The organism is Streptomyces sp. NPDC059373, from assembly GCF_042751495.1.
Classification (GTDB): Bacteria; Actinomycetota; Actinomycetes; order Streptomycetales; family Streptomycetaceae; genus Actinacidiphila.
Genome location: NZ_JBHYXC010000043.1, coordinates 1 through 19,912 on the forward strand (window position 1 = coordinate 1; position 19,912 = coordinate 19,912).

Below are 19,912 nucleotides of genomic sequence, written 5' to 3' on the forward strand. Positions count from 1 at the left end.
CTCTTGTCCCGTCACCCTAGCAGGGTGACGGGACAAGAGTCCCATCGCATAGGATGGGCCCATGAGCCGGTGGGAACCAGGGGCGCGCGAACGCCTCGTCGTGGCTGCCGTCGACCTGTTCACCGAGCAGGGGTACGACGCCACGACGGTCGCGCAGATCGCCGAGCGCGCCGGGGTCACCAAAAGCACCTTCTTCCGGCACTTCCCCGACAAGCGCGAGCTGCTGGTGGCCGGGCAGGAGACGCTGAGCCGGCTGCTGGCCGAGGGAATCGCCGAGGCGCCCGGCAACGCCGGCCCGCTCGAGGCGGTCGCTGCCGGTCTCCAACGCGCCGCGAGCGCGATGGGCCCCAGCAACCGCGAGCTCGCCCCTCGCCTGAAGGCGGCCGTCGCCGCCAGCGCCGAACTTCAGGAGCGTGACGCCCTCAAAAGCGTCAGCCTCGCGGCCGCGATGACAATCGCCCTGGTCGCCCGCGGCGTACCTGATCCGACCGCGGCTCTCGCGGGCGAGCTGGGCGTCCTCGCCTTCAAACGGGGGTACGCCCAATGGTCCGAGGGCGACCGTGACGCCAAGGACGAGCTCGCCGGGTACATCCTGGCGGCCCTGGACGAACTGCGCGCGGCAGGCGCATCACTGGGCTGACCGGACAACCTCACCCGCTCATCGGCTACCTGCGCATCGCCCCACCGCTCGTCACCGCGGCCGACATCCACCTGCGTTCGACAGCCGTGAGAGGGAAACAAGCGCCACGATGCCCGTCTTCCGCACTGGTTTCGATCAGGACCCCTGGCCGGCGGGGGCGATCTGCGCCTGGGCGCGGGGCCGCGCGAACAATCCGGGCCCGGTCTCATCAAGGAAACCAAGGCTGACCCGGCGCTCGAGCTTCGCGCGGGTGCCTTCGACACGCTCGGGCAGGACCGGGAGACCGAACGCCTGGCACAGGTCGCGGCCGCGCAGCGGCCGTTGCTCGTAGCCGAACACGCCCATGAACTGCCGGCAGGCGGCGCCGCCCGGCAGGGCCGGGGCCGGTGACTGCTCGAATTCGAGGCCGGCGGCCATCGCGTGGATGGTCTCGGCCGTGATCCGCAGTGCTTCACGTTCGGCCTCCACCTCGCGCAGACACGCGGCGAACCCGCCTGCCCCCGGCCAGTTGCCGTTCCCGCCGCCCGAAACCGTCCAGGAGCTGCTGAAGGACCGTAGGAGTCATCTACACCCCCCGCCACCAGGCGGCCCCACCCCCGAGCCGACACAGTATCCGCCCGGCCGACGCCCAGCAGATCCTCGAATCCGCCGAGGACGGGGCATCCTCATCATCACGCACCAGCCGACTCTCCAGCATGTTCAGGCCGTCGACCTGTCCGACCCTCCAGCGGACCGGCTGGGGACGAACCCGGAGTTCGCCCGGTTGCACTCCACGATCTCCACCTCGACGCCGAGCCCCGCGCCGTGCTCGACCACGCCGGTCCTGAACCCCTGGTCCACCAGCACCCTGGCTCACCCGGCCGCCCGGCCGTATCCCGAACCGGCAATCGTATCGAGCAGCCTCACGCCCATCGCGCTGCCGTGCACCGACGCCGCGGTGACCACCACCACGATGATCAACCCCATGACGTCCACGGCCGGCCCACGCCGACAGCCCGGGGCCTTCTCGACCGGCCGCATCCATGACCGTCGTGCTCCTCGGCACCCCGGCCACCGCGCGCACCGACGGCGAATCAAACACCACCGGGCTCGGATCCGCCCTGCGCCCGGCCTTCTCACGCACCATCATCCGCAGTACACCGTTGATCCGCCGATCTGGCTCGTCGCGCCCCCGGACATCGAAGTAGCAGCGCACCGCGCCGGCCGGCCGGCCGTGCGGCAGCAGGCCCCACCGGCAGCCGGTCCGGTTCCGGAACCGCAGCGCAGCGCTGCGACGACACCGCGCATCTGGCAACACCCCCGGTGGCCCGACACCGAGGGATGCCGCGCCCACCACGGCGCGGCCAACGACTCGATCACGACCCACACGGCGTCGGCCGGCTCGGTCTCGCACACCTTGCACCCACCCACCAACCGACGGTTGCGAAATGAGTCGTCGTGCACGACTGCCTCTCACCCACCGTGCACGACAAGGTTTTTGGCGACGTCGGGTGGGGGCAGACGGCACGAGCGCACCGTCCCGTGTCGGATGGGAAGGCTGTGCCGGCCCGGTCCTGCGCGGCGACTGATCGCTTCACTCCTGCTTGCCGCGCGCGGCCAACCGTTTGGTGATCTCGGTCTTGATCGTCTCGCGCAGCTCGTCCGACGTGAAGCCGAGGTTGCGCAGGATCTGCGCGGCTGGGCTCTCCTCGGTGCGGATCAGGCCCAGCAGGGTGTGTTCCGTGCCGACCCAGTCGTGGCCGAGGTCGGCCGACGCGCGGCGTGCCTGCTCGATGGCCTCCTTGCTCTCCGGCCGGAACGCGATGTGACCCCGCAGCGCCTTCTCCCCGGCCGGCGGCATCGCTTCCTCGATTGCGTCGCGGACGCGCTGCTCCGACTCCGCTTTCGCGACCAGCACCTCGTATGCCAGGCCCCGCGGTTCGCCGAGCAGGCCGAGCAGGATGTGTTCGGTGCCGATGAAGTCGTGCTTGTGCGTTCGGGCGGCCTCCTGCGCCAGCACGATGCTGTGCCGGTTCAGGTTGGTGTACTGCTCGAAAGGGCCAGGTGCGTGGCGTTGCTGGGCGGCCTGCTTGGACACCCCGATGGCATCGCCGATCTGGGTCCACGACGCGCCGGTCTGCTTGGCCCTGCTGACGTAGTGGTCGATGAGCTGGTCACCGAGGTCGGACAGCGTCTGGGCGCGCAGTCGCGCCTCGCTGATGCGGGCCAGTTCATTGGCGCCGGGGAGTTCCTCGTCAAGACGGGCAATCAGGTCGGCGAGGCTGATGTCGAGTGGACTCATGCGTCAATCTTAAATTGACGATCGAGGATCGTCAACTTGTAATTGACGCTCATTCCGGGTCCGCACCCGCAGCTTCGTACGACGGCCCGCTGCAGCTCAGCCCCGATCGCGACCCACCAGATCACTTCGGAACTTCCCTGTGAAGCCCGGCAGTTGCGTGCCGAGCCGACACGATTCCCCGTGCGCCTGCCGACCCGGCGCCCGATGAACTGCGGGAACGCAGGACACCGCTGCCGCCCGCCCACCCCCGAGGCCGTACGCCATCGATCGCGTACCGGTCGGTCGCGGGTCGGCCCACCGATCTAGCTGTGCCTTGCGTCCGCAAGGACTGCCTCGGTTGCTGGGCTGCTGGCCAGGAAGCGACTGATCTGCGCGGCGACGAGGGAGGGCTGCTCGATGTGCGGCCAGTGACTGCACTTCTCGATCTCGGTCGTGGCCGTCTTCGCCGAGTCGAATCGCGTCACGACCGCAGAGGCGACGACCTCCGAGGTGACGATCGGGTCGTCGCTTCCCGACAGGATCAACACCGGCTTGGAGAACCCACTGGGCCGCTGGATGGGGTAACCGTTGTTCCATAGGTCTGCTGTGGCCAGTACCACCTCGGGGCGCGCCTTCGCGGCTACCGTGGCGATTCGCGCCAACTCGGCTTCGGGAGCCGCTGGCCCCGCTTGCTGGCGCATGGCCTGAATCAATGACGCCTCACCACCAGCCAACGAGCGGAAGGTCTCGATGACCTCGTCGGGCAACCGGGCTCCGGCCATCGGAATGGGTGCCAGAAGTACCAGGCCCAACGCGCGCTCGAGGCGCGCCTCGGCGACAAGTTCGACGACGGGTGCCGCCATGCTGTGGCCGACGAGCACGAACGGCTTGTCCACCGCGTCGACGACGGCCAACAGGTCGGCGGCGAACCGGTCGAACGTGAACGGCCCATGTGCCTGCGTGCGGTTTCCGAAGCCGGCTAGGTCCAACTGCACGGTCTCGAACCCGGAGCCTGACAGTTCCGCGATGACTGGGTCCCAGACGTGCAGGTCATCGATCCAGCCGTGCATGAACACAACCGCACTGTCGCCTACGCCGTCGCGGCGGAACACGATGTCGCCGTTCGGGATCATTGCCGAGGTCGCCATGAGGGCTCCTTGCCTGAACGAGTGGATGCCGACCCAGGCGCGGCGCCGACGGGAGGGAAGCCGTTGCACGGCGATCCCGTCCGGGCTCTGCGGTGTCAGCCGATCCCCGCCTGACACAACCATACATCGTTTACTACTGTTGAACAAGATGAGACAGACAATGTTGATGCAGGGCAGGTTCTGGCTGGATGCAGCGCACGGGCGCGTGCTGGAGTGTATTTGCGGCATAGCCGTACCGATTACACCTATGTCAAAGATACGGTCCGACGCCTGGGATTCGGCGTGCTCGTGGCCATGCGGGAACGCACTCCGCGCCCCGCCCAGGTCTGAGCGCGGCTGACCAACCTTCGGCTCCTCGTGCACCCCGGCCCGTTCAATGCCGCCATCGATGTCAAGGCTGCACGCAAGCTCGGCAGCATCGTCTGCGGAACGGGATGGAGTCAGCGCCTGGCTGTCGACAAGGCTGCTGAGCACGGGGGGCGAGCGGAGATCAAGGCACTGCTTTGGCCGAGGGCGACGTACTACGGTCGTTTCGCCTGTTAAACGTTCTGCCGGCGCGGCACGACCATGTTCACGATGTACGTCAGCGCGGCCTCGTTGTCCTGGTTCAGAGTTATGGACGGAACCCGGTACGGTTCACGGATCAGCGGAAATCCATCGAGACAGCGCTCAGGAAAAGGCAACCGGCCGGTCCAGAAAGCGCCCCACATCGGCGACGAACAGTTCCGGGTATTGGAACAGCGAGGCGTGGCCGGAGTCGGGGTAGACGATGAGCTGGGCGCCGGGGATGTGCTGGGCCAGGTGGTAAGAGTTGATGGTGGGGACCATGACATCGCGCCGGCCGTTGACCACCAGGGTCGGCTGAGTGATCGTCTGAAGCTCGGCGAAAGGCTCGCCGTGCGGAAGCTTCCAATCGACGATCGCGGCTGTCTGCGCCTGCATGGTCTGCTTGGACGTCGGCGGGTCTATGTCGGTGGTGCGCTGGTGGCGACGCGCCCAGAATCTTTCACCGGCGGCCTGGCTGGTCGGTGTGGGCTCGAAGAAGAGGAACCGGAAGTCCTCGAGAGTCAGTACTTCATGCCGGGTGGCAACATTGTTCACGTCGGGGTGCCGGTCCGTATCATCGCCGGCCCGGGGCTTGGTGCCGGCGAGAACGAGCCTGCGCACCAATTTTCGGTGGCGGAGTGTGAGGGCCTGCGCGACATAGCCGCCGATGGAGAAGCCGAGGATGTCGACGCGGGTCAGGCCCAGCGCGTGGATGAACGCGGCCGCGTCATCAGCCTGCGCTTCCACGGTGTCCGGGGTCTGGCCGCTGGAGCTTGCGACGCCTGTGTTGTTGAACAGAATGACCGGACGGTTCGGGGCCAGTCCATCTGTGACCGCCGGATCCCAGTGATCCATGCCGCCACGGAAATGCTGCAGGAACACCAGCGGCGTGCCGGTCTCGGCGCCGAAGCGCCGGTAGGCGTACCGAATCCCGTTCGCCGAAACGAACTGCGTCGGAGCCGTCACATGGGAGTGAAGCGGTGTGTGGGTCGGTCGGGTCGTCATCTTCAACTCCTACGTCATCAGCCGCACGGGAGAACCCGCCTGGAATGCGGCGATATCCTCGACAGAGTCTTGATAGAAAATTTCGTACAAGTCACGGTTCACATATCCGACGTGCCCCGTGAGCAGCGCGTTCGGCAGCGCCCGCAACTGATGGTCCGCGGGCAGCGGCTCGGTGTCGTACACGTCGAGGGCGGCCGCTCGGATCGCGCCCTCGCCCAGGACGTCGATCAAGGCGACCTCATCGACGACCGGTCCGCGTGAGGTGTTGACCAAGAGGGCCGAGGGCTTCATCGACCGTAGTTCCGCTGCGCCGACCAGTCCGCGTGTTCGCTTGCTGAGCAGTACGTGGATCGAGAGCACGTCGCTCTCGGTGAACAGTTGATCCTTCGTCACCGCCCGCACGCCGTGCTCGGCGGCGGCTTCGGGGGTCAGGTTCCGGCTCCATGCGACGGTGTTCATTCCGAACGCCTGTCCAACCCGTGCCACTCCGGAGCCGACGCGGCCCAGGCCCAGAATGCCGAGAGTCTTGCCGTACAGGCCCTCGCCGACCGATACCTGCCAGCCGCCGGCGCGCATCGACTCCGCCTCGACGACCAGATTTCTCGTGACACCGAGGATCAGCGCCCAGGTGTGCTCGATGGTGGGGTGGGACTCATAGCGGGTCCCGCACACCGTGATGCCGAGTCTGTGCGCGGCCGTGAGGTCGATGGCGGCATTGGCCGGGCCGGTGCTGACCAGGAGTCGAAGGTCGGTCAGCCGCTCCAGGACCTCGGCCGGGAATCGCGTGCGCTCCCGCATGGCCACGAGCACGTCGAACCCGGCGAGGCTACGGACCACCTCATCGGCATCGGCGAACGGCTTGGTGAAAACGACCACCTCGGCAACGAGCGACCCCCAGTCGGCCAGGCTCGTCGCGACGTTCTGATAGTCGTCGAGAATCGCGATCTTCATGCGGGTGGCCATCATGGGCAACCTCCGTATTTCGTCGAGGCGATTCGCCTGTCTTCGCAGGGCGGCGACCCGGCATGGCTCAGGCGAGCAGGCCCAGGGCGCTGTACCACAGCGGCCCCGGGTTGAGCCGATCACCGTGGAGCTTCAACATCTCCTCGAAGAACTCCAGCGGCTTCGGCTTGCCGGCCAGGAGCCGGATCGCGTCACGCAGGTACTGCCGGGTCTCGTCCAGGATCTTCGGGTCGTCGGGCAGGTCTGCGTTCTTGTGGCCGGCGACCACGTGGCGCGGGTCGAGTGCCGCGAGCCGGTCGATACCGTCCAGCCACGCCTGGAGGCCGCCGCCACCGCCTTCGAGCATCATCAGATGCACGCCGTTGTAGACGACGTCCCCGGCGACGACGAGACCGATCGACGGCACGTGCAGGACGCTGGAGTCGTCGGTATCGGTGTGACCGGTCTCGACGGCCTGAAGAACGCGGCCCTCCAGTCGGAATCCTTCGGCCGGCACGGGCACGGCGAGGACCGGGGTGTTCTCCGGGACCCCCGGGAAGGTCTTCGCGAACCCCTTGTCCTTACTCTCCAGTTGCCTGCGCATCTGCCGGAGGGTGCCCTCGGTGGCGTACACCACGCTGTCGGCGTCGCCGAACCGTTCCAGCAGCGTCGCGGTGCCGAACCAGTGGTCGGGGTGGCCGTGGGTGATGTACACGAACGCCAGGCGCTTCCCAGAGCGCGCCAGGCCTTCGGCGACCTGCGCGATCTGAGCGTGAGTCAGTGGCGGGTCCACCAGGACCGCGTCGTGCTCCCCGGTGATCAGGGTGGATGAGATCGGCGAGGACACGATCCCGTCGCCGTTCGGCAGCTGAAGATCGATCTTCCGAGGAACACCGCCAGAGACGAGGACCTCGTGGGACAGTTCGGACATCTCGGTGCTTCTCTCGTAGCAGGGCCTGCCCCTCACCGGACTCGCAAATGAGTGGCGGCCTGCCCGGCGGAGGGTGAGCACGATTAATGAGTAGATTTACATGCGATACCGCTGGAACCCGTAGCGCGCGTTGCCGGCATGCACACGGTGGTCCGGAGAGTTCCAGCAGGTCACGCCAGGCGCCGACGCGGGACCCGCGACGGCGCGAGCTCCTCCGGAGATCGTCGCGACCGGTGGTGACCGGCGCCCGTTCCCCTGTGGTGGGTCCCGTTCGAATCATGCGGGGTCATGACCGGGCCACCTTGAGCAGGATCTTTCCGCCGCGCACGACCTGCTCGATGGCCGTATGGATGTCATCGAGGTCGAACACGGCGGCGGGCGGAACGAACAGGGCTCCGCTCGCGACCAGGGGCGCGGCCTCGCGGATGACGGGTAGCACCTTCGTTGCGTAGTCGAAATGTCCGGCGAAAAATCCGTGTACCGTCGCGCGCTTGCCGATCAGGGTCAGTGCGTTGACGGACATCGGCTGCCCGGTCGCCGAGGCGTAGGTGACGAGGGAACCGCCCTCGGACAGCAGGTCGAGCAGGCGGGCGGGAGCGTCGCCGCCCACCGAGTCAACGGCGAGCGCGACCCGGGCATCGCCGATCGCCTTGCGAACCTCTTCGACCGCCGTCGCGCCGTCGAGGCGGACGATGTCCGCGCCGGCCGCGGTCAGCTCGGCGAACACGGACTCGTCTCGGACAAGGTTGATCGTCCGCAATCCACGCGCCTTCGCCAGGGCAATCAAGCAACGTCCGACGCCGGAGTTCGCGGCGTTCTGCACGATCCAGTCCCCGGGCCCCAGGTCGGCGTACTCGCTCAGGATCAGACCGGCCGTGGGCGGATTGCTGCCCAGCATCGAGAACTGCTCGACGCTGCCTTCCGGCAGCCGGAACAGCCCGTCGGCGGGCAGCAGCAGCCGCTCGCGCCAAGCGCCGCCGAACAGTGGCAGAACCACCAGGTCGCCCACTGCGAGCCTGTCGACGCCGGGGCCTACCTCGATAATCCGGCCGACACCCTCGTTGCCGAGGACCAGCGGGAGCGGCGGCCGCACGAGCGCGCCACTGACGACCAAGAGGTCGTGCAGGTTCAGCGGCGAGAACTCGACCACGACCTTGACCTCGCCGGCGCTGGGAGCGTTCGGCTCCTGGAGATCGACGACGCGCACGACGTCCTCTGGTTTTCCGAACTGGGCGATCTGGATGGCACGCATAGGGACTCCCAGTGAGAGACAGCCGGTACTGCGACATAGTCAAACACATTTTACCTCTGTTCGCATCCCTGCGTCGGCGCCGCCGGAGTCGCAGAGCGGAGGCGCCCAGCTGCTGATCAGCGTCACGCTGACCAGCTGCACCCGAACACGGCCGAAGTGGCCGAGCGGCCGGATTGCCCACGTCGACGTGCGGCGAGCCGGAGGCACGATGCGCGATGGTCTTCGCGTCGGGGAAGCCAAGGCTGCGGCGAGGTCTTCGCCACGCGCCACGACTCCGCGCTCGCAAGACGCGCCGACATGTGCGTGAACTCGCATACCCCCGCCATGCCGCCATCTTCACGGAGGTCGTCAACCGGACGGCCACGACGACACGTCCACCCGCCCACCTGTCGGACCGGTGAACCCGGCGAGAACCACTGACCGATCAGCGAAGGGAAGCGCGACCTCCTCGCCGCTCTGCGGCGCCCCGGAAATCGGAGGATCACTCCTGTACCTGCATGCGACAGGCACCAGCCCGGATGTCGAAAAGCTCGCCCCGTACCGGGACGAAGAGTCGCGGGTCTTGGCCGCGCTCCACGCCGAGGGCGTCGCGAAGAGCCTCTTCCGGCTCAGTGATCGTCCGGTGGTCCACCTCATCCTCGAGGCCGTCGACCTGGAGGACGCCCGCAAGCAGGTCGGACGCCTGCCGTTCGTCAGCAAGGGGCTGCTTCGGTTCGAGTTCGAGCCGGTCGAGAAGTTGACCTGAGGCCGAACACGCCGCCCGGACCGGCGGGGCTCCCTGATCGCTGCGCGCCGCGCCGGGGGCGCAGCGGTCCAAGAGATTCACCGGTCGAAGCGATGGCGGCGTTGTGCCCCGGAATCCGGCGGGTTCGAGAACCACAAGAACATAAGTCTAAGTCTTATACTTGCTTCATAATAGTCGGACCAGGTACGATGGCGATCATGTCCGATCTTGCCACCGAGCGCTACGCTGCGGCCCCGGCGCCGGCGTTGTTGCGGCGTGTGCAGTCGTTCCTGAACACCCGCTCCACAGGCAGCCCGCCCGAGGCCGACCTCTTGGCGAGTCCCGCGTCGGCGAACAGCTGGCTGCGCACGCTCCAGTGGCCCACCCGTCCCCGTTTGACAACGGACGACCTGCCCCCGCTCTACGAGCTGCGCGAAGCCCTCCAAACCCAACTCGAAGCCGTCCGAACGCCATCGGAATCCCCCCTCCAGCTTGACCTGGCACCCCACCTCGAGAAGCTCCGCTGGGGAATGACCCTTGAGGAAGGGCGGCTCGTCCTTTCAGCCGAAGGCGATGGCTGGCGCCTGGTCGCCAGCACCCTGCTCGGCGACATCCTGCTCGCCCAGCAGCACGAACTGTGGCCCCGCCTCAAAGCTTGCCGGAATCCGCCCTGCTCGGTGGCCTTCTATGACAGCTCGAAGAACCAGTCCCGGGTGTGGCATAACACCTCGGCCTGCGGCAACCTCATCAACCTTCGCGCTGCCCGAGCCCGCCAACGCGCCCAGGCCACATAAAAGCGAAGCCGGCGCGGGGGATGTCACACGCTGCGCCAGCCGAGCCGCCGAAGCGATCAGGTGGAGCGCAGCCCGTCGACCATGACGATGAGCACCCGCTCGCAGGCCACCGCCGACAGCACCACCGCTCCGGTCACCCCGGCCACGCCCGCGACCGCGCCCGGGGCCGATGCCCCCCTGATCATCGACCCGGGAAATGCAGCAGCGACAGGCCCCGACGGCTCTAGGGCCTGTCTTCAAATTCCCGTCTGCCCCGCGAGTCCGGCCGGAGCCCCGGCGCCCCGCAGCAGCGTGTCCACGACGCGGGTGGCGAGCGCATCCGTGTCGCCGCCTCCCGCGCCCTCCTTGGCTGCCTCGTGGATGAGGGCGTAGTAGACGCGCCGGGTCCAGTCGAGGTCGATGTCGGGGCGGAGCACGTCCGCCTCTTGGGCGCGGCGGAAGAGCCGAACGCAGGTGGTCCGGACCTCGGCGTGGATGCGGGCCGCCTCGGGGTGGGCGTCGTCGGCCGCGCGGTTCATGGCGAACGACCAGTCGGTCTTAACGCGGAGGACGTTGGCAGTGACCTGGTAGAGGGCGACGAGTGGCGGGGCGGCGTCCGGGCGGGCGGTGTCGACGGCGGCCGCGAACTGGCGGGCGGCCCAGTCGGTGAGCTCGTCCAGGAGCGCCTCACGGGTGGCGAACCGGCGGTGGACCGTGGTTCGGGCGACGCCGGCGGCCCGGGCGAGTTGCTCCATGGTCGCCGCCGGGTTGGTGGCCAGGACACGCTCGGCCGCTTCCAGGATCGTCTGCACGGTCCGTTCAGTGTCGGCTCGGAGGGGCCGTTTCGCCTGCGGTTCCGTCTGCTGCTGCTGCACTGTCACACCAACATGCTACATCCGCACTCCCTCAAAGGATCTACTTGCAACATTATTGTTGCATGTCATAGGTTCATCGCGTCAAAGAGGTATCAACTCTGCACCCCGTCCGCGGGGAGAGGCGACATCAAGGAGCAGCGAGTGATGCAACAGAGGAAGCTGGGCCGCACCGGCATATCGGTCAGCAAGTTCGCGCTGGGCACCCTGCGCCTGGGCGCGTGGGGGAACACGGATCACGACGATGCGGCCCGGCTGATGCACACGGCCCTGGACGCCGGGATCAACCTCATCGACACCGCCGACCAGTACTCGGGCGGCGAAGCCGAGGAGATCGTGGGCAAGGCAATCCGAGACCGCCGCGACGAGGTCGTGCTCGCGACGAAGGGTCACTTCCCAGTCCGCTTCAAGGACGAGGACCCCAACCGGCAGGGAAACTCCCGCCGTTGGCTCACCAAGGCCGTCGACGACAGCCTACGCCGCCTGGGAACCGACCGCATCGACCTCTACCAGGTGCACCGCCCGGACCCGAGCACGGACATCGACGAGACGCTCTCGGTCCTGTCCGACCTGGTGCGCGCGGGCAAGATCATGGCCATCGGGACCTCGGACTTCCCCGCCGAACAGCTCGTCGAGGCCCAGTGGACCGCCGACCGCCGGAGCCACATCCCCTTCCGCACCGAGCAGCCCCCGTACTCCGTCTTCGTGCGCGGTATCGAGGCGGACGTGCTGCCAACCGCGCAGAAGTACGGACTCGGCGTGCTGACCTGGAGTCCACTCAACAGCGGCTGGCTGACCGGGCGATTCCGCCGCGGCGAGCCGATCGAGATGAACTGGTTCCGGCAGGCGGTCGCCCACAAGTTCAACCTCGACCTGCCGGGCAACCAGCGCAAACTCGACGCCGTCGAGCGCCTGTCGGCCTTGGCGGACGAGGCGGGAATCTCCCTGACGCACCTGGCGCTCGCCTTCGCGTCGACCCACCCGGGCGTCACCTCGGTGATCCTCGGTGCCCGCACGGCCGAGCAACTCACTGACCAGCTCGCCGCCGCCGAGGTCCGGCTCGACGACGAGATCCTCGACCGCATCGACGAGATCGTCGCCCCCGGCGTCACGCTCAACCCCGCGGACATCGACTACAGGCGGCCGGCGCTGACCGACTCCGAGCAGCGCCGCAGGCCCGCCCGCCACCGCTGACGGCGGTCCGCCTGCGACGAGTTCCTGCGGCACACACCGGAGCAGGGTCCGTCAAATGATCTTGATTGTTGGATCACGGCCGGGTGATACGTCGCCATGAACTGTCTGATGAGGAACGGGAGTTCGTCCGTCCGCTGCTGCCTGAGTCCTTGCGGGGGCGGAAGCGGTTGGACGACCGAACCGTGCTCAACGGGATCGTGTGGAAGTTCCGGACGGGCACGGCCTGGCGGGATGTGCCCGAGCGGTATGGCCCATGGGCCACGCTGCACACACGGTTTCGCCGGTGGGCTCTGGACGGCACCTTCGAGCGGATGCTCGAGGCCGCCCAGGCCCGGGCGGATGCGGCTGGGGAGATCCACTGGCTGGTGTCGGTCGACTCCACCGTCGTGCGGGCCCACCAGCATGCCGCCGGAGCCCGAAAAGGGGGGCCCGCAGCCCCGGCCTCGGACGTTCCCGGGGCGGCCTGACCAGCAAGATCCACCTGGCCTGCGACGCCTTCGGTCGCCCACTCGCCTTCGTGGTCACGGGCGGGAACACCAACGACTGCACCCAGTTCACTACCTTGATGGAGGCGATCCGGGTGCCTCGCCTCGGCCCGGGCCGGCCCCGGGTGCGGCCCGCCCACGTGCTGGGCGACAAGGGCTCCCCGAGCGAGCCGACCAGGTCCGCAACCGGCTCCGGCGCGGCAGCCGTGGCGGGCGCCCCCCGGCCTTCGACAAGCGGCGCAACGTCGTGGAACGGTGCTTCAACCGTCTCAAGCAGTGGCGTGGCATCGCGACCCGCTATGACAAGACCGCCGAGTCCTACCAGGCAGCCGTCACCCTCGCCTCGCTCCTGATGTGGGCGTGACATTTGAAGACAACTCCTAGGGTCTGTTGTGAAAGTGGATCAAGGTCCTGAGTAATCGCGTGCTGTGGAGTCGGACGGACTGACATACTCCGCGCCGTGACGACTGACCACGGCCCCGGCCCGGCTCTGACCATCGGCGAGCGCGACACCGACCTCAACGACCGATTGACCGAGGAATTGGTCGCCTTCAACACAGCCGCCACAGGTGCGACTGACCGCGAAACGTTCTCGGTCAAGGTCACCGATGAAGCAGGTGAACTGATCGGCGGGCTGGCCGCGTGGACTTGGGGCGGCCTCTGTGGCATCGAGCTGCTGTGGGTTCGCGAGGACAGCCGCAAGGACGGGTGGGGCAGCAGGATCCTGCAGGCAGCTGAGACAGAGGCACGGCGACGCGGTTGCGATCGCGTCGCCGCCTCCTCTTTCACCTTCCAGGCTCCCGGCTTCTACCAGCGCCACGGCTATGCCGAGACCGGTCGGACCCTGGGTATCCCTGGAGGGCACGCGGACGTGCACCTGTTCAAGTCGCTGACCGATTCGACGCCGTCGTGCCAGTCGTAGGCGTGCTGTCACAGCCATTCGTTGATGGCCGCGACCAGCACCGTCGCTTCGTAGCGGACGCAAGTTTCTCGTATCTCGTGGCCACGGCCCGGTGGCGCTTGAGCCGGTTGATGCCGCACTCCACCGCGCGGCGCTCCTTGTAGTCGTCCTTGTCGAACTTGGGCGGGCGGCCGCCGCGGGTGCCGAGTTTCTTGCGGTTGCGGACCTGGTCGGCCTTCTCCGGGATCGTGCATCCGATCCCGCGTCTGCGCAGGTAGGCCCGGTTTGCGCGGGACCCGTACGCTTTGTCCGCGCGGACCCTGTCCGGATTGGTCCGTGGCCGGCCCGGGCCTATGCGGGGCACCCGGATGCCCTCCAGGACCGGCTGGAACTGCGGGCTGTCGTGCCGCTGCCCAGCGGTGACCAGCAGCGACAGAGGCTTTTGGCCCTGCTCCACGGCCAGGTGCAGCTTCGTGGTCAGCCCGCCGCGCGACCGCCCGAGGCCGTGGTCGTCGGGCTCGGTGAAGACGCCGCCGGGAGGCTCCTTCTGCAGTGCCCCTTTTTACGCGCGCCAGCGGCGTGCTGGTGGGCCCGGGCGATTGTGGAGTCCACGCTCACGTCCCACGTGATCAAGCCCTTCGCGTCGGCCTCGGCCTGGAGCTGCACGAAGATCCGCTTCCAGCTGCCGTCCCGTTGCCAGCGTCGGAACAAGTCGTAGACCCGGTCCCAGGGCCCGTAGCGTTCGGGCACGTCCCGCCAGGGCGCACCGGTCCGGGTCCGCCACCTTATGCCGTCGATCAACTGCCTACGCGTCCACGTCGGTGGCCGGCCCGGCTTCTTGCCATGCGGCAGCAACGGCTTCAGCCGGGCCCACTGGCCGTCCGTCAGGTCACCACGCCCCACAGCCAGTGATCATCCACGACCTTGATCCACTTTCACAACACGCCCTAGTTCCCCTGTTTCGAGGGCTTCAACGGCTAACTGGAAGCAGTCGCCGTCGGACTTGGCAACGGCCTGCTCCTGCGCCCAGGCACGGAACCCCTCATTGGAACGCGGTGGATGCAGCAGGTCGCCAAGCCGTTCCTCGTCCACGGCGAAGCGCATCGCTACATCGGCCTCACGGCGTTCGTCCTGAACGTGGTCGTCACGGTGGTGCTGACCTTCGTACTGAAGGCGCTCAACGCGCCAGAAGGTGTGGACGAGACGAGCCCGGCCGACTACACGGCGGACGCCGAAGGAGCCGGAGATCGCACGGGCCCTCGGCCGCACACGGCGCTCAGTCCGACAACCGGCTGAAGCGGCCAACGGTCGGCACCGGCGTAGGCACGCCGGTGCCGACCTCGTGCATCACGCGGCGGTCTTGGCGCCCATCGCGTCGAGCGCGGCGGTCACCGTCTTCGTCAGCGCCCCGGCATCGGCCCCGGCACGGGACCGCAGGTTCACGCCGTAGGCGAGCAGGGCCAGCAGATCGGCGGAGGCGCCGGGATCGGCGCCCGAGGAGAGCTGTCCCTGGGCCTGGGCGGTGGTCAGGGCCGCGTACAGCGCGTCTCGCAGCTCCTGGTGGTGCTGGTCGAGGACAGCGCGGACCGCGGGGTCGCTGTTTTCGGCGCCGGCGTGCGCGTTGGAGACCATGCAGCCCCATCGGGCGTGCTCCCCGGAGCAGCGAGCCTTGATCAGTCCGGCGAAAAACTCGGAGATCGCGGGCAGGCCCCGCTCGTCCTCGGCGAGGCCGCGGAACATCGGCTGGGAGCGGAGCTCCAGGTAGCGGCGCAGAGCAGCCAGGTAGAGCTCCTGCTTACCGCCGTAGGTCGCGTACAGGCTGGAGCGGTTGAGTCCGGTCGCCGTCACGATGTCCTGGACTCCGGTCGAGGCCACGCCCTGCTGCCAGAACAGCCGGACCACCGTCTCCAGGGTCGCGTCCGGATCGAAGTGCTTGATGTCCGCCATGTTTCACCCCGCCATCTTGAAATAACAATTCCAAGATAACCTCCACTCCATCCAACGCAAAGGGCCCGGGGCCCGGCACCCGTGAGCGGCGACCCGTATCCAGTTTCATCCACGATCCGTCAGGCGGAAGGCGCGCCCCCGCGATCCCCTGCCGCATGAATCGCATACCACCCCTGTGGACCGCGGCCTACGGGTCGCACAGCTCGCCCCTCACGCGCTTCTTCGCCCGCCGGGCCGTCCGCGTTGCCGCCTTCGTCCGGGCGCTGGCCCTCGCCGACCACCACCCGTTCACCAGCCTCTGACAGCGCCACAGCGCCAGCCCGTTGGCACAGGCTCACTTCTGCCACTATCTTGAAATGAGCGTTCCAAGATAAAGGGCGTCGTGCCGCTGTCTCATGGCTCGGCGCCCCTGTCCGCCCCGATCCGGAGGTACGGCCCCGATGACCCTCAACGCCGAACTGAGCGCCTTCTACCAGGCCCGCCAGCAACAGATCCCCGCCGAAGTACGGGAGATCATGAACAGGGCAAGCCAGGAACTCGCCGACTCGGGGCAGGCACACCGAGCCCTCTCCGTGGGTGCGCCGGCCCCACACTTCGGCCTACCGACGGCAACCGGAGCGACCGTGAGCCTTGACGCGCTGCTCACCGAAGGGCCAGTCGTCCTCACCTTCTACCGGGGCGCCTGGTGTCCGTACTGCAATATCGCGCTACGCGCCCTCCAGCACCACCACGATGACATCGCGGCGCGCGGTGGGCAGTTGGTGGCAGTCTCCCCGCAGATCCCCGACGAGTCCCTCTCGCTGGCCGAGAAGCACGACCTGGCCTTCCCCGTCCTCAGCGACCTCGGCTCCGACACCGCCAAGCAGTACGGCCTCGCCTTCGACCTCCCCGAAGACCTCGCCGCCGTCTACGACGAACTCGGCTTCGACCTCCAACGCGTCAACGCCGGCCACCCGCGCACACTCCCGCTGCCCGCCACGTACGTCATCGGCCGCGAGGGCACGATCCGCTGGGCCTTCGTCGACACCGACTACACCAAGCGCGCCGAACCGGCCGACATCCTGGCCGCCCTCGACTCCTCGGACTGACCCCCCAGGACAGCGGTCAGCAGCATGAGCATGAGCGGATAGAACGCCGGCCGTATCGGAATCAGCGCCGGCACGGCAGCGGTGCCGGCGCCGAGGACGAGCATCACGGTCGGTCGGTACGCTTTGCGCAGCGAAACGACTCCTACTTGGGCGGGAGGGTTGCTGCGAAGGCATGTCCCTCGTCGATCCACGCGCCAAGGGCGTCGTCCTCGGCAACGGCGGAGCCCGCGACCACGACCCAGCCGCGCATCGGGCGGCCCGTCATGTCGAAGATCCGCGCCCCCGGCCGGGCCAGCGCCGCGTCGGTGGCGTCGGGTCCGACGCGGACCATGAGATCGTCGCCGGTCACGCCAACGGCCATGTTGCCCCGATACAGGAAGGCGATCCCGCCGAACATGCGTTTTTCAGTGACACCGGGATCCGCGCCGAGTCGCTCGCGGATCCGCTCGGCCAGTCCCTCGTCGTACGCCATCAGGCGCCTCCTTGCTGCTCGGTGAGCCTGCGTTCGAGGTCGCGCAGGTCCTTGGCTGGGGAGAAGCGGACCTGGCCGGAGAACAGAGGTGCGTCCAGACGGAGGAGGCCGCCGGGTCCTCCCCGTCCGCGGATGGCGGCGAGAGTACCGTGCGGGTGCGGTTCGAAGGAGTACGTGGGTCTTCGACACCATGGCGCTCCGCATGATCTCCAAGGGGGCCGCCACCCGTCCCGAGCAGGCTGTGAGGATCACCGCTACCGATTCTGACCGCTGCTGGACTTATGGGCCCGGTGAGCCGATCGCGGAGGTCTTGGGCACTGCCGAGGACCTGCTGCTGATGTTGTGGGGGCGCAAGCCTCGGGATACCAGGGCCTGTTTCAGAAATTGATCAAGGTCTGCGATGATCACCATGTGGGCGTGGTGATCTGACGAACGAGCAGTGGTCTCGGTTGAAGCTGTTGCTGCCGGTTGGCGTCAAGCCGGGCCGGCCTCCGGTGTGGTCCAAGCGGCAGTTGATCAACGGCATACGGTGGCGGACTCGGACTGGTGCGCCATGGCGCGACACGGTCCCGCATCACGACCTGTCAAAACTTCTGACAGCAACACCGGTTTCCTGGTCCGTTCCTACTCGGACCCCTACACGTGGTTCACGTCAGTGCCACTCGTCGTACGCAACGAGTACAGCGTTGATCCCGTCTTCCCAGCTCGCGAAGAACCCCCGGATCTTCGTGAGCGACACCGCTTGCTCCGTACGCACACCGTCCATCACGTAAGGGTTGCAGAAATTGCCCGACGTCCCAGTCCCGACCACCTGCCCCACCCTGGTGAACCCGCAGTCTTTCGGGTTCGGGTCGGTACACACGAAGACGAAGACGTCCACTCCGCCAGGCATCTCGTCGGGTGAGACGAGGAACAAGCCCCGCTTTTTCACCTCATCCCGCACACGACGATCGATCTTCGACACGTCCAAGAACGCCATTGCCCCGCTCCGTCCGGCTTGCCAGGGCCACCCCAGTAGTGACCGATGACAGTCTGAGCGGCGAGGGGGAATGGCGACAACGAGACAGCTTCAAGTTGGCTTGAAAGCAGGAAAAGTGACACGATGCTCGGCTCCTCGCCTGGGAGGAGCCGCAGATCCCCGTCCTGCCCATGCCCGACCCGGTCTCGCGGGATTGAGGCCCGCGATTCGCGGACGGAGAGTGGCCAATGTGCCATGTTCCGGGAATCCGCCCGGCGGCGGCCCAGGAATCGGGACATGGGGTGGGTCCGCGCCACGGGCCTCACGGCCAGCGGGGCTGCTTCCTGACGTGCCTGGAAAAAAGTTGCGGGCCGCTGTCGATCCGGCCACGTCCCGTTCGACGTCATGATGTGCGGCGCCTCGCCACACGATGACGCGACAGGACCTGACGAGGAAACACGTGGATCAACTGCTGAGAGTCATGAACTTCAACGTCTCGAGTGACGGTATCGGTGCCGGTGAACACCAGAGTCTCGAGCGGCCGTTCGGCCACGACCATCCCGAGAGGCTGTTCGCCTGGGCCGGAGCCACGGCGAGCTGGCCCATGCGCACGGAACCCGGCGGGAGCCGGGGCCTCGACGACTACTTCACGCGAGACTTCGCACGCAACATCGGTGCCGAGATCATGGGCCGCAACAAGTTCGGGCCCCAGCGCGGTCCCTGGCAGGACCATGAGTGGCGCGGCTGGTGGGGGGAGGAGCCCCCGTTCCGCACGCCGGTGTTCGTCATGACCCACCACGAGCGTCCGTCGTTCACGCTCTCCGACACCACGTTCCACTTCGTCGACGGCGGCTCGGCCTCGGTCCTCGAACGGGCGCGGGAAGCGGCGCAGGGCAAGGATGTCCGACTCGGTGGCGGGGTTACCACCATCCGGCAGTTCCTTGATGCTGACCTCGTCGACACCATGCATGTGGCGGTCTCGCCGGTAAAGCTCGGGTCCGGACTACGGCTGTGGGAGTCCCCTGATGAACTGCTCGACCGGTTCCACCTGGAGGTCGTGCCCAGCCCGAGCGGCGTGACGCACCACCTGTTCTGGCGAAGGTGACGCCAGGGCCCACTCGGGGCGGCTGAAAAGGCTGGCCGGCACTCAACGAGGACCAGCCGTTCAGCTGATTCGCCCTGATCAAGGGTTCAAAGACGGGTTCTCACGCGGCGAGGGAGAGGTCAAGGCGGGCTAGGTGGCTGACGCGGGTGCGGTCGAGCGGGTGGCCGTTCCACCAGGCATCGAGGCGAATGAGGTTGAGCGCAACGGCGGAAAAGACGCGCTCCAGGTGGGTCCTCTGGAGACCGAGGTAGCGGGCACGTCTCATCCCGGTAACCGCGACGGCCTGGTGGATGGTTCCCTCGATGCCGGCGCGGGTTGCGTACGTGGCTCGCCACTGCTCATCGCCCTGCTGGAGGCGGGCATGGCCTAGGACTTCCTGCAGCTCGCGGGGTTGCAGGAAGAGGGTCCGACCGCCGGTCGTCGAGCGGATGCACTGGTCGCGCACTGGGCAGGGGCGGCATGTCTCCTTGTCGAACTTGATGACGATGGCCTTGGTGCCGCGCTGGGTGGCGGGGCTCCACCAGGTGCTGGTGTCCCCGCGCGGGCAGGTGGCCTGCCGCTTGCCCCGAGTCGCTGGTGAACGCGGTGCGGTCGAAGCCGGCGCCGGCACGTGCCTGGGGTGAGCTGTTCATCAGGACCGGGGTGACCAGGGTGACCCCGAAGTTCTTC

At 67.7% G+C, this 19,912-nt stretch carries 22 protein-coding genes and 4 pseudogenes; 11 read left to right on the forward strand and 15 right to left on the reverse strand.

Annotated elements, in window-relative coordinates; genetic code table 11:
* Nucleotides 1-61 precede the first annotated feature (61 nt).
* Nucleotides 62-640: a TetR/AcrR family transcriptional regulator gene (locus tag ACFXJ5_RS34795; RefSeq protein ID WP_384640308.1), complete on the forward strand. Its 579-nt coding sequence runs from the start codon at nucleotides 62-64 to the stop codon at nucleotides 638-640.
* A 135-nt stretch (nucleotides 641-775) separates the two neighbouring features.
* Here ACFXJ5_RS34795 and ACFXJ5_RS34800 read toward each other — a convergent pair whose 3' ends face one another.
* The 8 genes from ACFXJ5_RS34800 to ACFXJ5_RS34835 all read right to left on the reverse strand — a co-directional run bounded on the left by ACFXJ5_RS34800 (nucleotide 776) and on the right by ACFXJ5_RS34835 (nucleotide 8,724).
* Complete coding sequence (locus ACFXJ5_RS34800; protein WP_384640311.1) at nucleotides 776-1,108, reverse strand: hypothetical protein; 333 nt, start codon at nucleotides 1,106-1,108, stop codon at nucleotides 776-778.
* A 231-nt stretch (nucleotides 1,109-1,339) separates the two neighbouring features.
* Nucleotides 1,340-1,486, reverse strand: a complete 147-nt coding sequence (locus ACFXJ5_RS34805; protein ID WP_384640314.1) for a hypothetical protein — start codon at nucleotides 1,484-1,486, stop codon at nucleotides 1,340-1,342.
* Nucleotides 1,487-2,213: 727 nt separating this feature from the next.
* Nucleotides 2,214-2,921 carry a Clp protease N-terminal domain-containing protein gene (locus ACFXJ5_RS34810; protein WP_384640317.1) on the reverse strand — a complete coding sequence of 236 codons (708 nt, stop codon included), beginning with the start codon at nucleotides 2,919-2,921 and terminating at the stop codon, nucleotides 2,214-2,216.
* A 302-nt stretch (nucleotides 2,922-3,223) separates the two neighbouring features.
* On the reverse strand, nucleotides 3,224-4,048 hold the full coding sequence (locus tag ACFXJ5_RS34815; RefSeq protein WP_384640320.1) for an alpha/beta fold hydrolase: 825 nt from the start codon (nucleotides 4,046-4,048) through the stop codon (nucleotides 3,224-3,226).
* 669 nt (nucleotides 4,049-4,717) lie between these two features.
* The gene (locus ACFXJ5_RS34820; RefSeq protein ID WP_384640323.1) at nucleotides 4,718-5,599 is read right to left on the reverse strand and encodes an alpha/beta fold hydrolase; all 882 of its coding nucleotides are present in this window, start codon (nucleotides 5,597-5,599) and stop codon (nucleotides 4,718-4,720) included.
* A 9-nt stretch (nucleotides 5,600-5,608) separates the two neighbouring features.
* On the reverse strand, nucleotides 5,609-6,562 hold the full coding sequence (locus ACFXJ5_RS34825) for a D-2-hydroxyacid dehydrogenase family protein (RefSeq protein ID WP_384640465.1): 954 nt from the start codon (nucleotides 6,560-6,562) through the stop codon (nucleotides 5,609-5,611).
* Nucleotides 6,563-6,629: 67 nt separating this feature from the next.
* Nucleotides 6,630-7,472 (reverse strand): MBL fold metallo-hydrolase, encoded by an 843-nt coding sequence (locus ACFXJ5_RS34830; RefSeq protein ID WP_384640325.1) that lies wholly within the window; start codon nucleotides 7,470-7,472, stop codon nucleotides 6,630-6,632.
* Between the two features lie 286 nt (nucleotides 7,473-7,758).
* Nucleotides 7,759-8,724 (reverse strand): zinc-dependent alcohol dehydrogenase family protein, encoded by a 966-nt coding sequence (locus tag ACFXJ5_RS34835; RefSeq protein WP_384640328.1) that lies wholly within the window; start codon nucleotides 8,722-8,724, stop codon nucleotides 7,759-7,761.
* A gap of 562 nt (nucleotides 8,725-9,286) precedes the next feature.
* On the opposite strand from ACFXJ5_RS34835, the gene ACFXJ5_RS34840 reads away from it, so the two are divergent.
* Together ACFXJ5_RS34840 and ACFXJ5_RS34845 are read left to right on the forward strand one after the other, a co-directional pair.
* A complete protein-coding gene (locus ACFXJ5_RS34840) occupies nucleotides 9,287-9,469 on the forward strand; it encodes a hypothetical protein (protein WP_384640331.1) in 183 nt (60 codons plus the stop codon).
* Between the two features lie 197 nt (nucleotides 9,470-9,666).
* Nucleotides 9,667-10,242 carry a CGNR zinc finger domain-containing protein gene (locus tag ACFXJ5_RS34845; RefSeq protein ID WP_384640333.1) on the forward strand — a complete coding sequence of 192 codons (576 nt, stop codon included), beginning with the start codon at nucleotides 9,667-9,669 and terminating at the stop codon, nucleotides 10,240-10,242.
* 56 nt (nucleotides 10,243-10,298) lie between these two features.
* On the opposite strand, the gene ACFXJ5_RS34850 is transcribed toward ACFXJ5_RS34845, so the two are convergent.
* Entirely contained in the window at nucleotides 10,299-10,427 is a 129-nt protein-coding gene (locus tag ACFXJ5_RS34850) for a hypothetical protein (protein WP_384640336.1), read from the reverse strand.
* Between the two features lie 51 nt (nucleotides 10,428-10,478).
* On the reverse strand, nucleotides 10,479-11,102 hold the full coding sequence (locus ACFXJ5_RS34855) for a TetR/AcrR family transcriptional regulator (protein ID WP_384640339.1): 624 nt from the start codon (nucleotides 11,100-11,102) through the stop codon (nucleotides 10,479-10,481).
* 138 nt (nucleotides 11,103-11,240) lie between these two features.
* Here ACFXJ5_RS34855 and ACFXJ5_RS34860 point away from each other — a divergent pair, with 138 nt between their 5' ends.
* The 3 genes and pseudogenes from ACFXJ5_RS34860 to ACFXJ5_RS34870 all read left to right on the forward strand — a co-directional run bounded on the left by ACFXJ5_RS34860 (nucleotide 11,241) and on the right by ACFXJ5_RS34870 (nucleotide 13,694).
* Nucleotides 11,241-12,287 (forward strand): aldo/keto reductase, encoded by a 1,047-nt coding sequence (locus tag ACFXJ5_RS34860; protein WP_384640342.1) that lies wholly within the window; start codon nucleotides 11,241-11,243, stop codon nucleotides 12,285-12,287.
* An 86-nt stretch (nucleotides 12,288-12,373) separates the two neighbouring features.
* A pseudogene (locus tag ACFXJ5_RS34865) lies at nucleotides 12,374-13,136 on the forward strand (IS5 family transposase).
* Between the two features lie 96 nt (nucleotides 13,137-13,232).
* Nucleotides 13,233-13,694 carry a GNAT family N-acetyltransferase gene (locus ACFXJ5_RS34870; protein WP_384640346.1) on the forward strand — a complete coding sequence of 154 codons (462 nt, stop codon included), beginning with the start codon at nucleotides 13,233-13,235 and terminating at the stop codon, nucleotides 13,692-13,694.
* 8 nt (nucleotides 13,695-13,702) lie between these two features.
* Here the strand turns inward: ACFXJ5_RS34870 and ACFXJ5_RS34875 are convergent.
* A pseudogene (locus ACFXJ5_RS34875) lies at nucleotides 13,703-14,576 on the reverse strand (IS5 family transposase).
* Nucleotides 14,577-14,780: 204 nt separating this feature from the next.
* Between ACFXJ5_RS34875 and ACFXJ5_RS34880 the strand changes: the two are divergent.
* A pseudogene (locus ACFXJ5_RS34880) lies at nucleotides 14,781-14,969 on the forward strand (sodium:solute symporter); the annotation flags it as partial.
* A 51-nt stretch (nucleotides 14,970-15,020) separates the two neighbouring features.
* Here the strand turns inward: ACFXJ5_RS34880 and ACFXJ5_RS34885 are convergent.
* Complete coding sequence (locus tag ACFXJ5_RS34885; protein ID WP_384640348.1) at nucleotides 15,021-15,620, reverse strand: TetR/AcrR family transcriptional regulator; 600 nt, start codon at nucleotides 15,618-15,620, stop codon at nucleotides 15,021-15,023.
* A gap of 155 nt (nucleotides 15,621-15,775) precedes the next feature.
* Between ACFXJ5_RS34885 and ACFXJ5_RS34890 the strand changes: the two genes are divergently transcribed.
* Complete coding sequence (locus tag ACFXJ5_RS34890) at nucleotides 15,776-15,922, forward strand: hypothetical protein (protein WP_384640351.1); 147 nt, start codon at nucleotides 15,776-15,778, stop codon at nucleotides 15,920-15,922.
* A 138-nt stretch (nucleotides 15,923-16,060) separates the two neighbouring features.
* Nucleotides 16,061-16,708, forward strand: coding sequence for a peroxiredoxin-like family protein (locus ACFXJ5_RS34895; protein WP_384640354.1), 648 nt, complete (start codon nucleotides 16,061-16,063; stop codon nucleotides 16,706-16,708).
* 142 nt (nucleotides 16,709-16,850) lie between these two features.
* Here the strand turns inward: ACFXJ5_RS34895 and ACFXJ5_RS34900 are convergent, their stop codons facing one another.
* Complete coding sequence (locus ACFXJ5_RS34900; protein WP_384640357.1) at nucleotides 16,851-17,180, reverse strand: TfoX/Sxy family protein; 330 nt, start codon at nucleotides 17,178-17,180, stop codon at nucleotides 16,851-16,853.
* A gap of 425 nt (nucleotides 17,181-17,605) precedes the next feature.
* Here ACFXJ5_RS34900 and ACFXJ5_RS34905 point away from each other — a divergent pair.
* Nucleotides 17,606-17,743 (forward strand): annotated as a pseudogene (locus ACFXJ5_RS34905) (transposase); the annotation flags it as partial.
* 89 nt (nucleotides 17,744-17,832) lie between these two features.
* Here the strand turns inward: ACFXJ5_RS34905 and ACFXJ5_RS34910 are convergent.
* Nucleotides 17,833-18,159 (reverse strand): hypothetical protein, encoded by a 327-nt coding sequence (locus tag ACFXJ5_RS34910; protein WP_384640360.1) that lies wholly within the window; start codon nucleotides 18,157-18,159, stop codon nucleotides 17,833-17,835.
* A gap of 439 nt (nucleotides 18,160-18,598) precedes the next feature.
* On the opposite strand from ACFXJ5_RS34910, the gene ACFXJ5_RS34915 reads away from it, so the two are divergent.
* Entirely contained in the window at nucleotides 18,599-19,243 is a 645-nt protein-coding gene (locus ACFXJ5_RS34915) for a dihydrofolate reductase family protein (protein ID WP_384640363.1), read from the forward strand.
* A gap of 100 nt (nucleotides 19,244-19,343) precedes the next feature.
* On the opposite strand, the gene ACFXJ5_RS34920 is transcribed toward ACFXJ5_RS34915, so the two are convergent.
* On the reverse strand, nucleotides 19,344-19,853 hold the full coding sequence (locus ACFXJ5_RS34920; protein WP_384640366.1) for a transposase: 510 nt from the start codon (nucleotides 19,851-19,853) through the stop codon (nucleotides 19,344-19,346).
* Nucleotides 19,854-19,912: the final 59 nt, after the last annotated feature.

What these genes read in the sequence shown, in the direction of transcription:
- ACFXJ5_RS34810 (WP_384640317.1), bottom strand. Translation starts at nt 2,921, where the DNA reads ATGAGTCCACTCGACATCAGCCTCGCCGACCTGATTGCCCGTCTTGAC.
- ACFXJ5_RS34890 (WP_384640351.1), top strand. Translation starts at nt 15,776, where the DNA reads ATGAATCGCATACCACCCCTGTGGACCGCGGCCTACGGGTCGCACAGC.
- ACFXJ5_RS34860 (WP_384640342.1), top strand. Translation starts at nt 11,241, where the DNA reads ATGCAACAGAGGAAGCTGGGCCGCACCGGCATATCGGTCAGCAAGTTC.
- ACFXJ5_RS34830 (WP_384640325.1), bottom strand. Translation starts at nt 7,472, where the DNA reads ATGTCCGAACTGTCCCACGAGGTCCTCGTCTCTGGCGGTGTTCCTCGG.
- ACFXJ5_RS34900 (WP_384640357.1), bottom strand. Translation starts at nt 17,180, where the DNA reads ATGGCGTACGACGAGGGACTGGCCGAGCGGATCCGCGAGCGACTCGGC.
- ACFXJ5_RS34835 (WP_384640328.1), bottom strand. Translation starts at nt 8,724, where the DNA reads ATGCGTGCCATCCAGATCGCCCAGTTCGGAAAACCAGAGGACGTCGTG.
- ACFXJ5_RS34815 (WP_384640320.1), bottom strand. Translation starts at nt 4,048, where the DNA reads ATGGCGACCTCGGCAATGATCCCGAACGGCGACATCGTGTTCCGCCGC.
- ACFXJ5_RS34795 (WP_384640308.1), top strand. Translation starts at nt 62, where the DNA reads ATGAGCCGGTGGGAACCAGGGGCGCGCGAACGCCTCGTCGTGGCTGCC.
- ACFXJ5_RS34820 (WP_384640323.1), bottom strand. Translation starts at nt 5,599, where the DNA reads ATGACGACCCGACCGACCCACACACCGCTTCACTCCCATGTGACGGCT.
- ACFXJ5_RS34850 (WP_384640336.1), bottom strand. Translation starts at nt 10,427, where the DNA reads ATGATCAGGGGGGCATCGGCCCCGGGCGCGGTCGCGGGCGTGGCCGGG.
- ACFXJ5_RS34885 (WP_384640348.1), bottom strand. Translation starts at nt 15,620, where the DNA reads ATGGCGGACATCAAGCACTTCGATCCGGACGCGACCCTGGAGACGGTG.
- ACFXJ5_RS34825 (WP_384640465.1), bottom strand. Translation starts at nt 6,562, where the DNA reads ATGGCCACCCGCATGAAGATCGCGATTCTCGACGACTATCAGAACGTC.
- ACFXJ5_RS34910 (WP_384640360.1), bottom strand. Translation starts at nt 18,159, where the DNA reads ATGGCGTTCTTGGACGTGTCGAAGATCGATCGTCGTGTGCGGGATGAG.
- ACFXJ5_RS34895 (WP_384640354.1), top strand. Translation starts at nt 16,061, where the DNA reads ATGACCCTCAACGCCGAACTGAGCGCCTTCTACCAGGCCCGCCAGCAA.
- ACFXJ5_RS34845 (WP_384640333.1), top strand. Translation starts at nt 9,667, where the DNA reads ATGTCCGATCTTGCCACCGAGCGCTACGCTGCGGCCCCGGCGCCGGCG.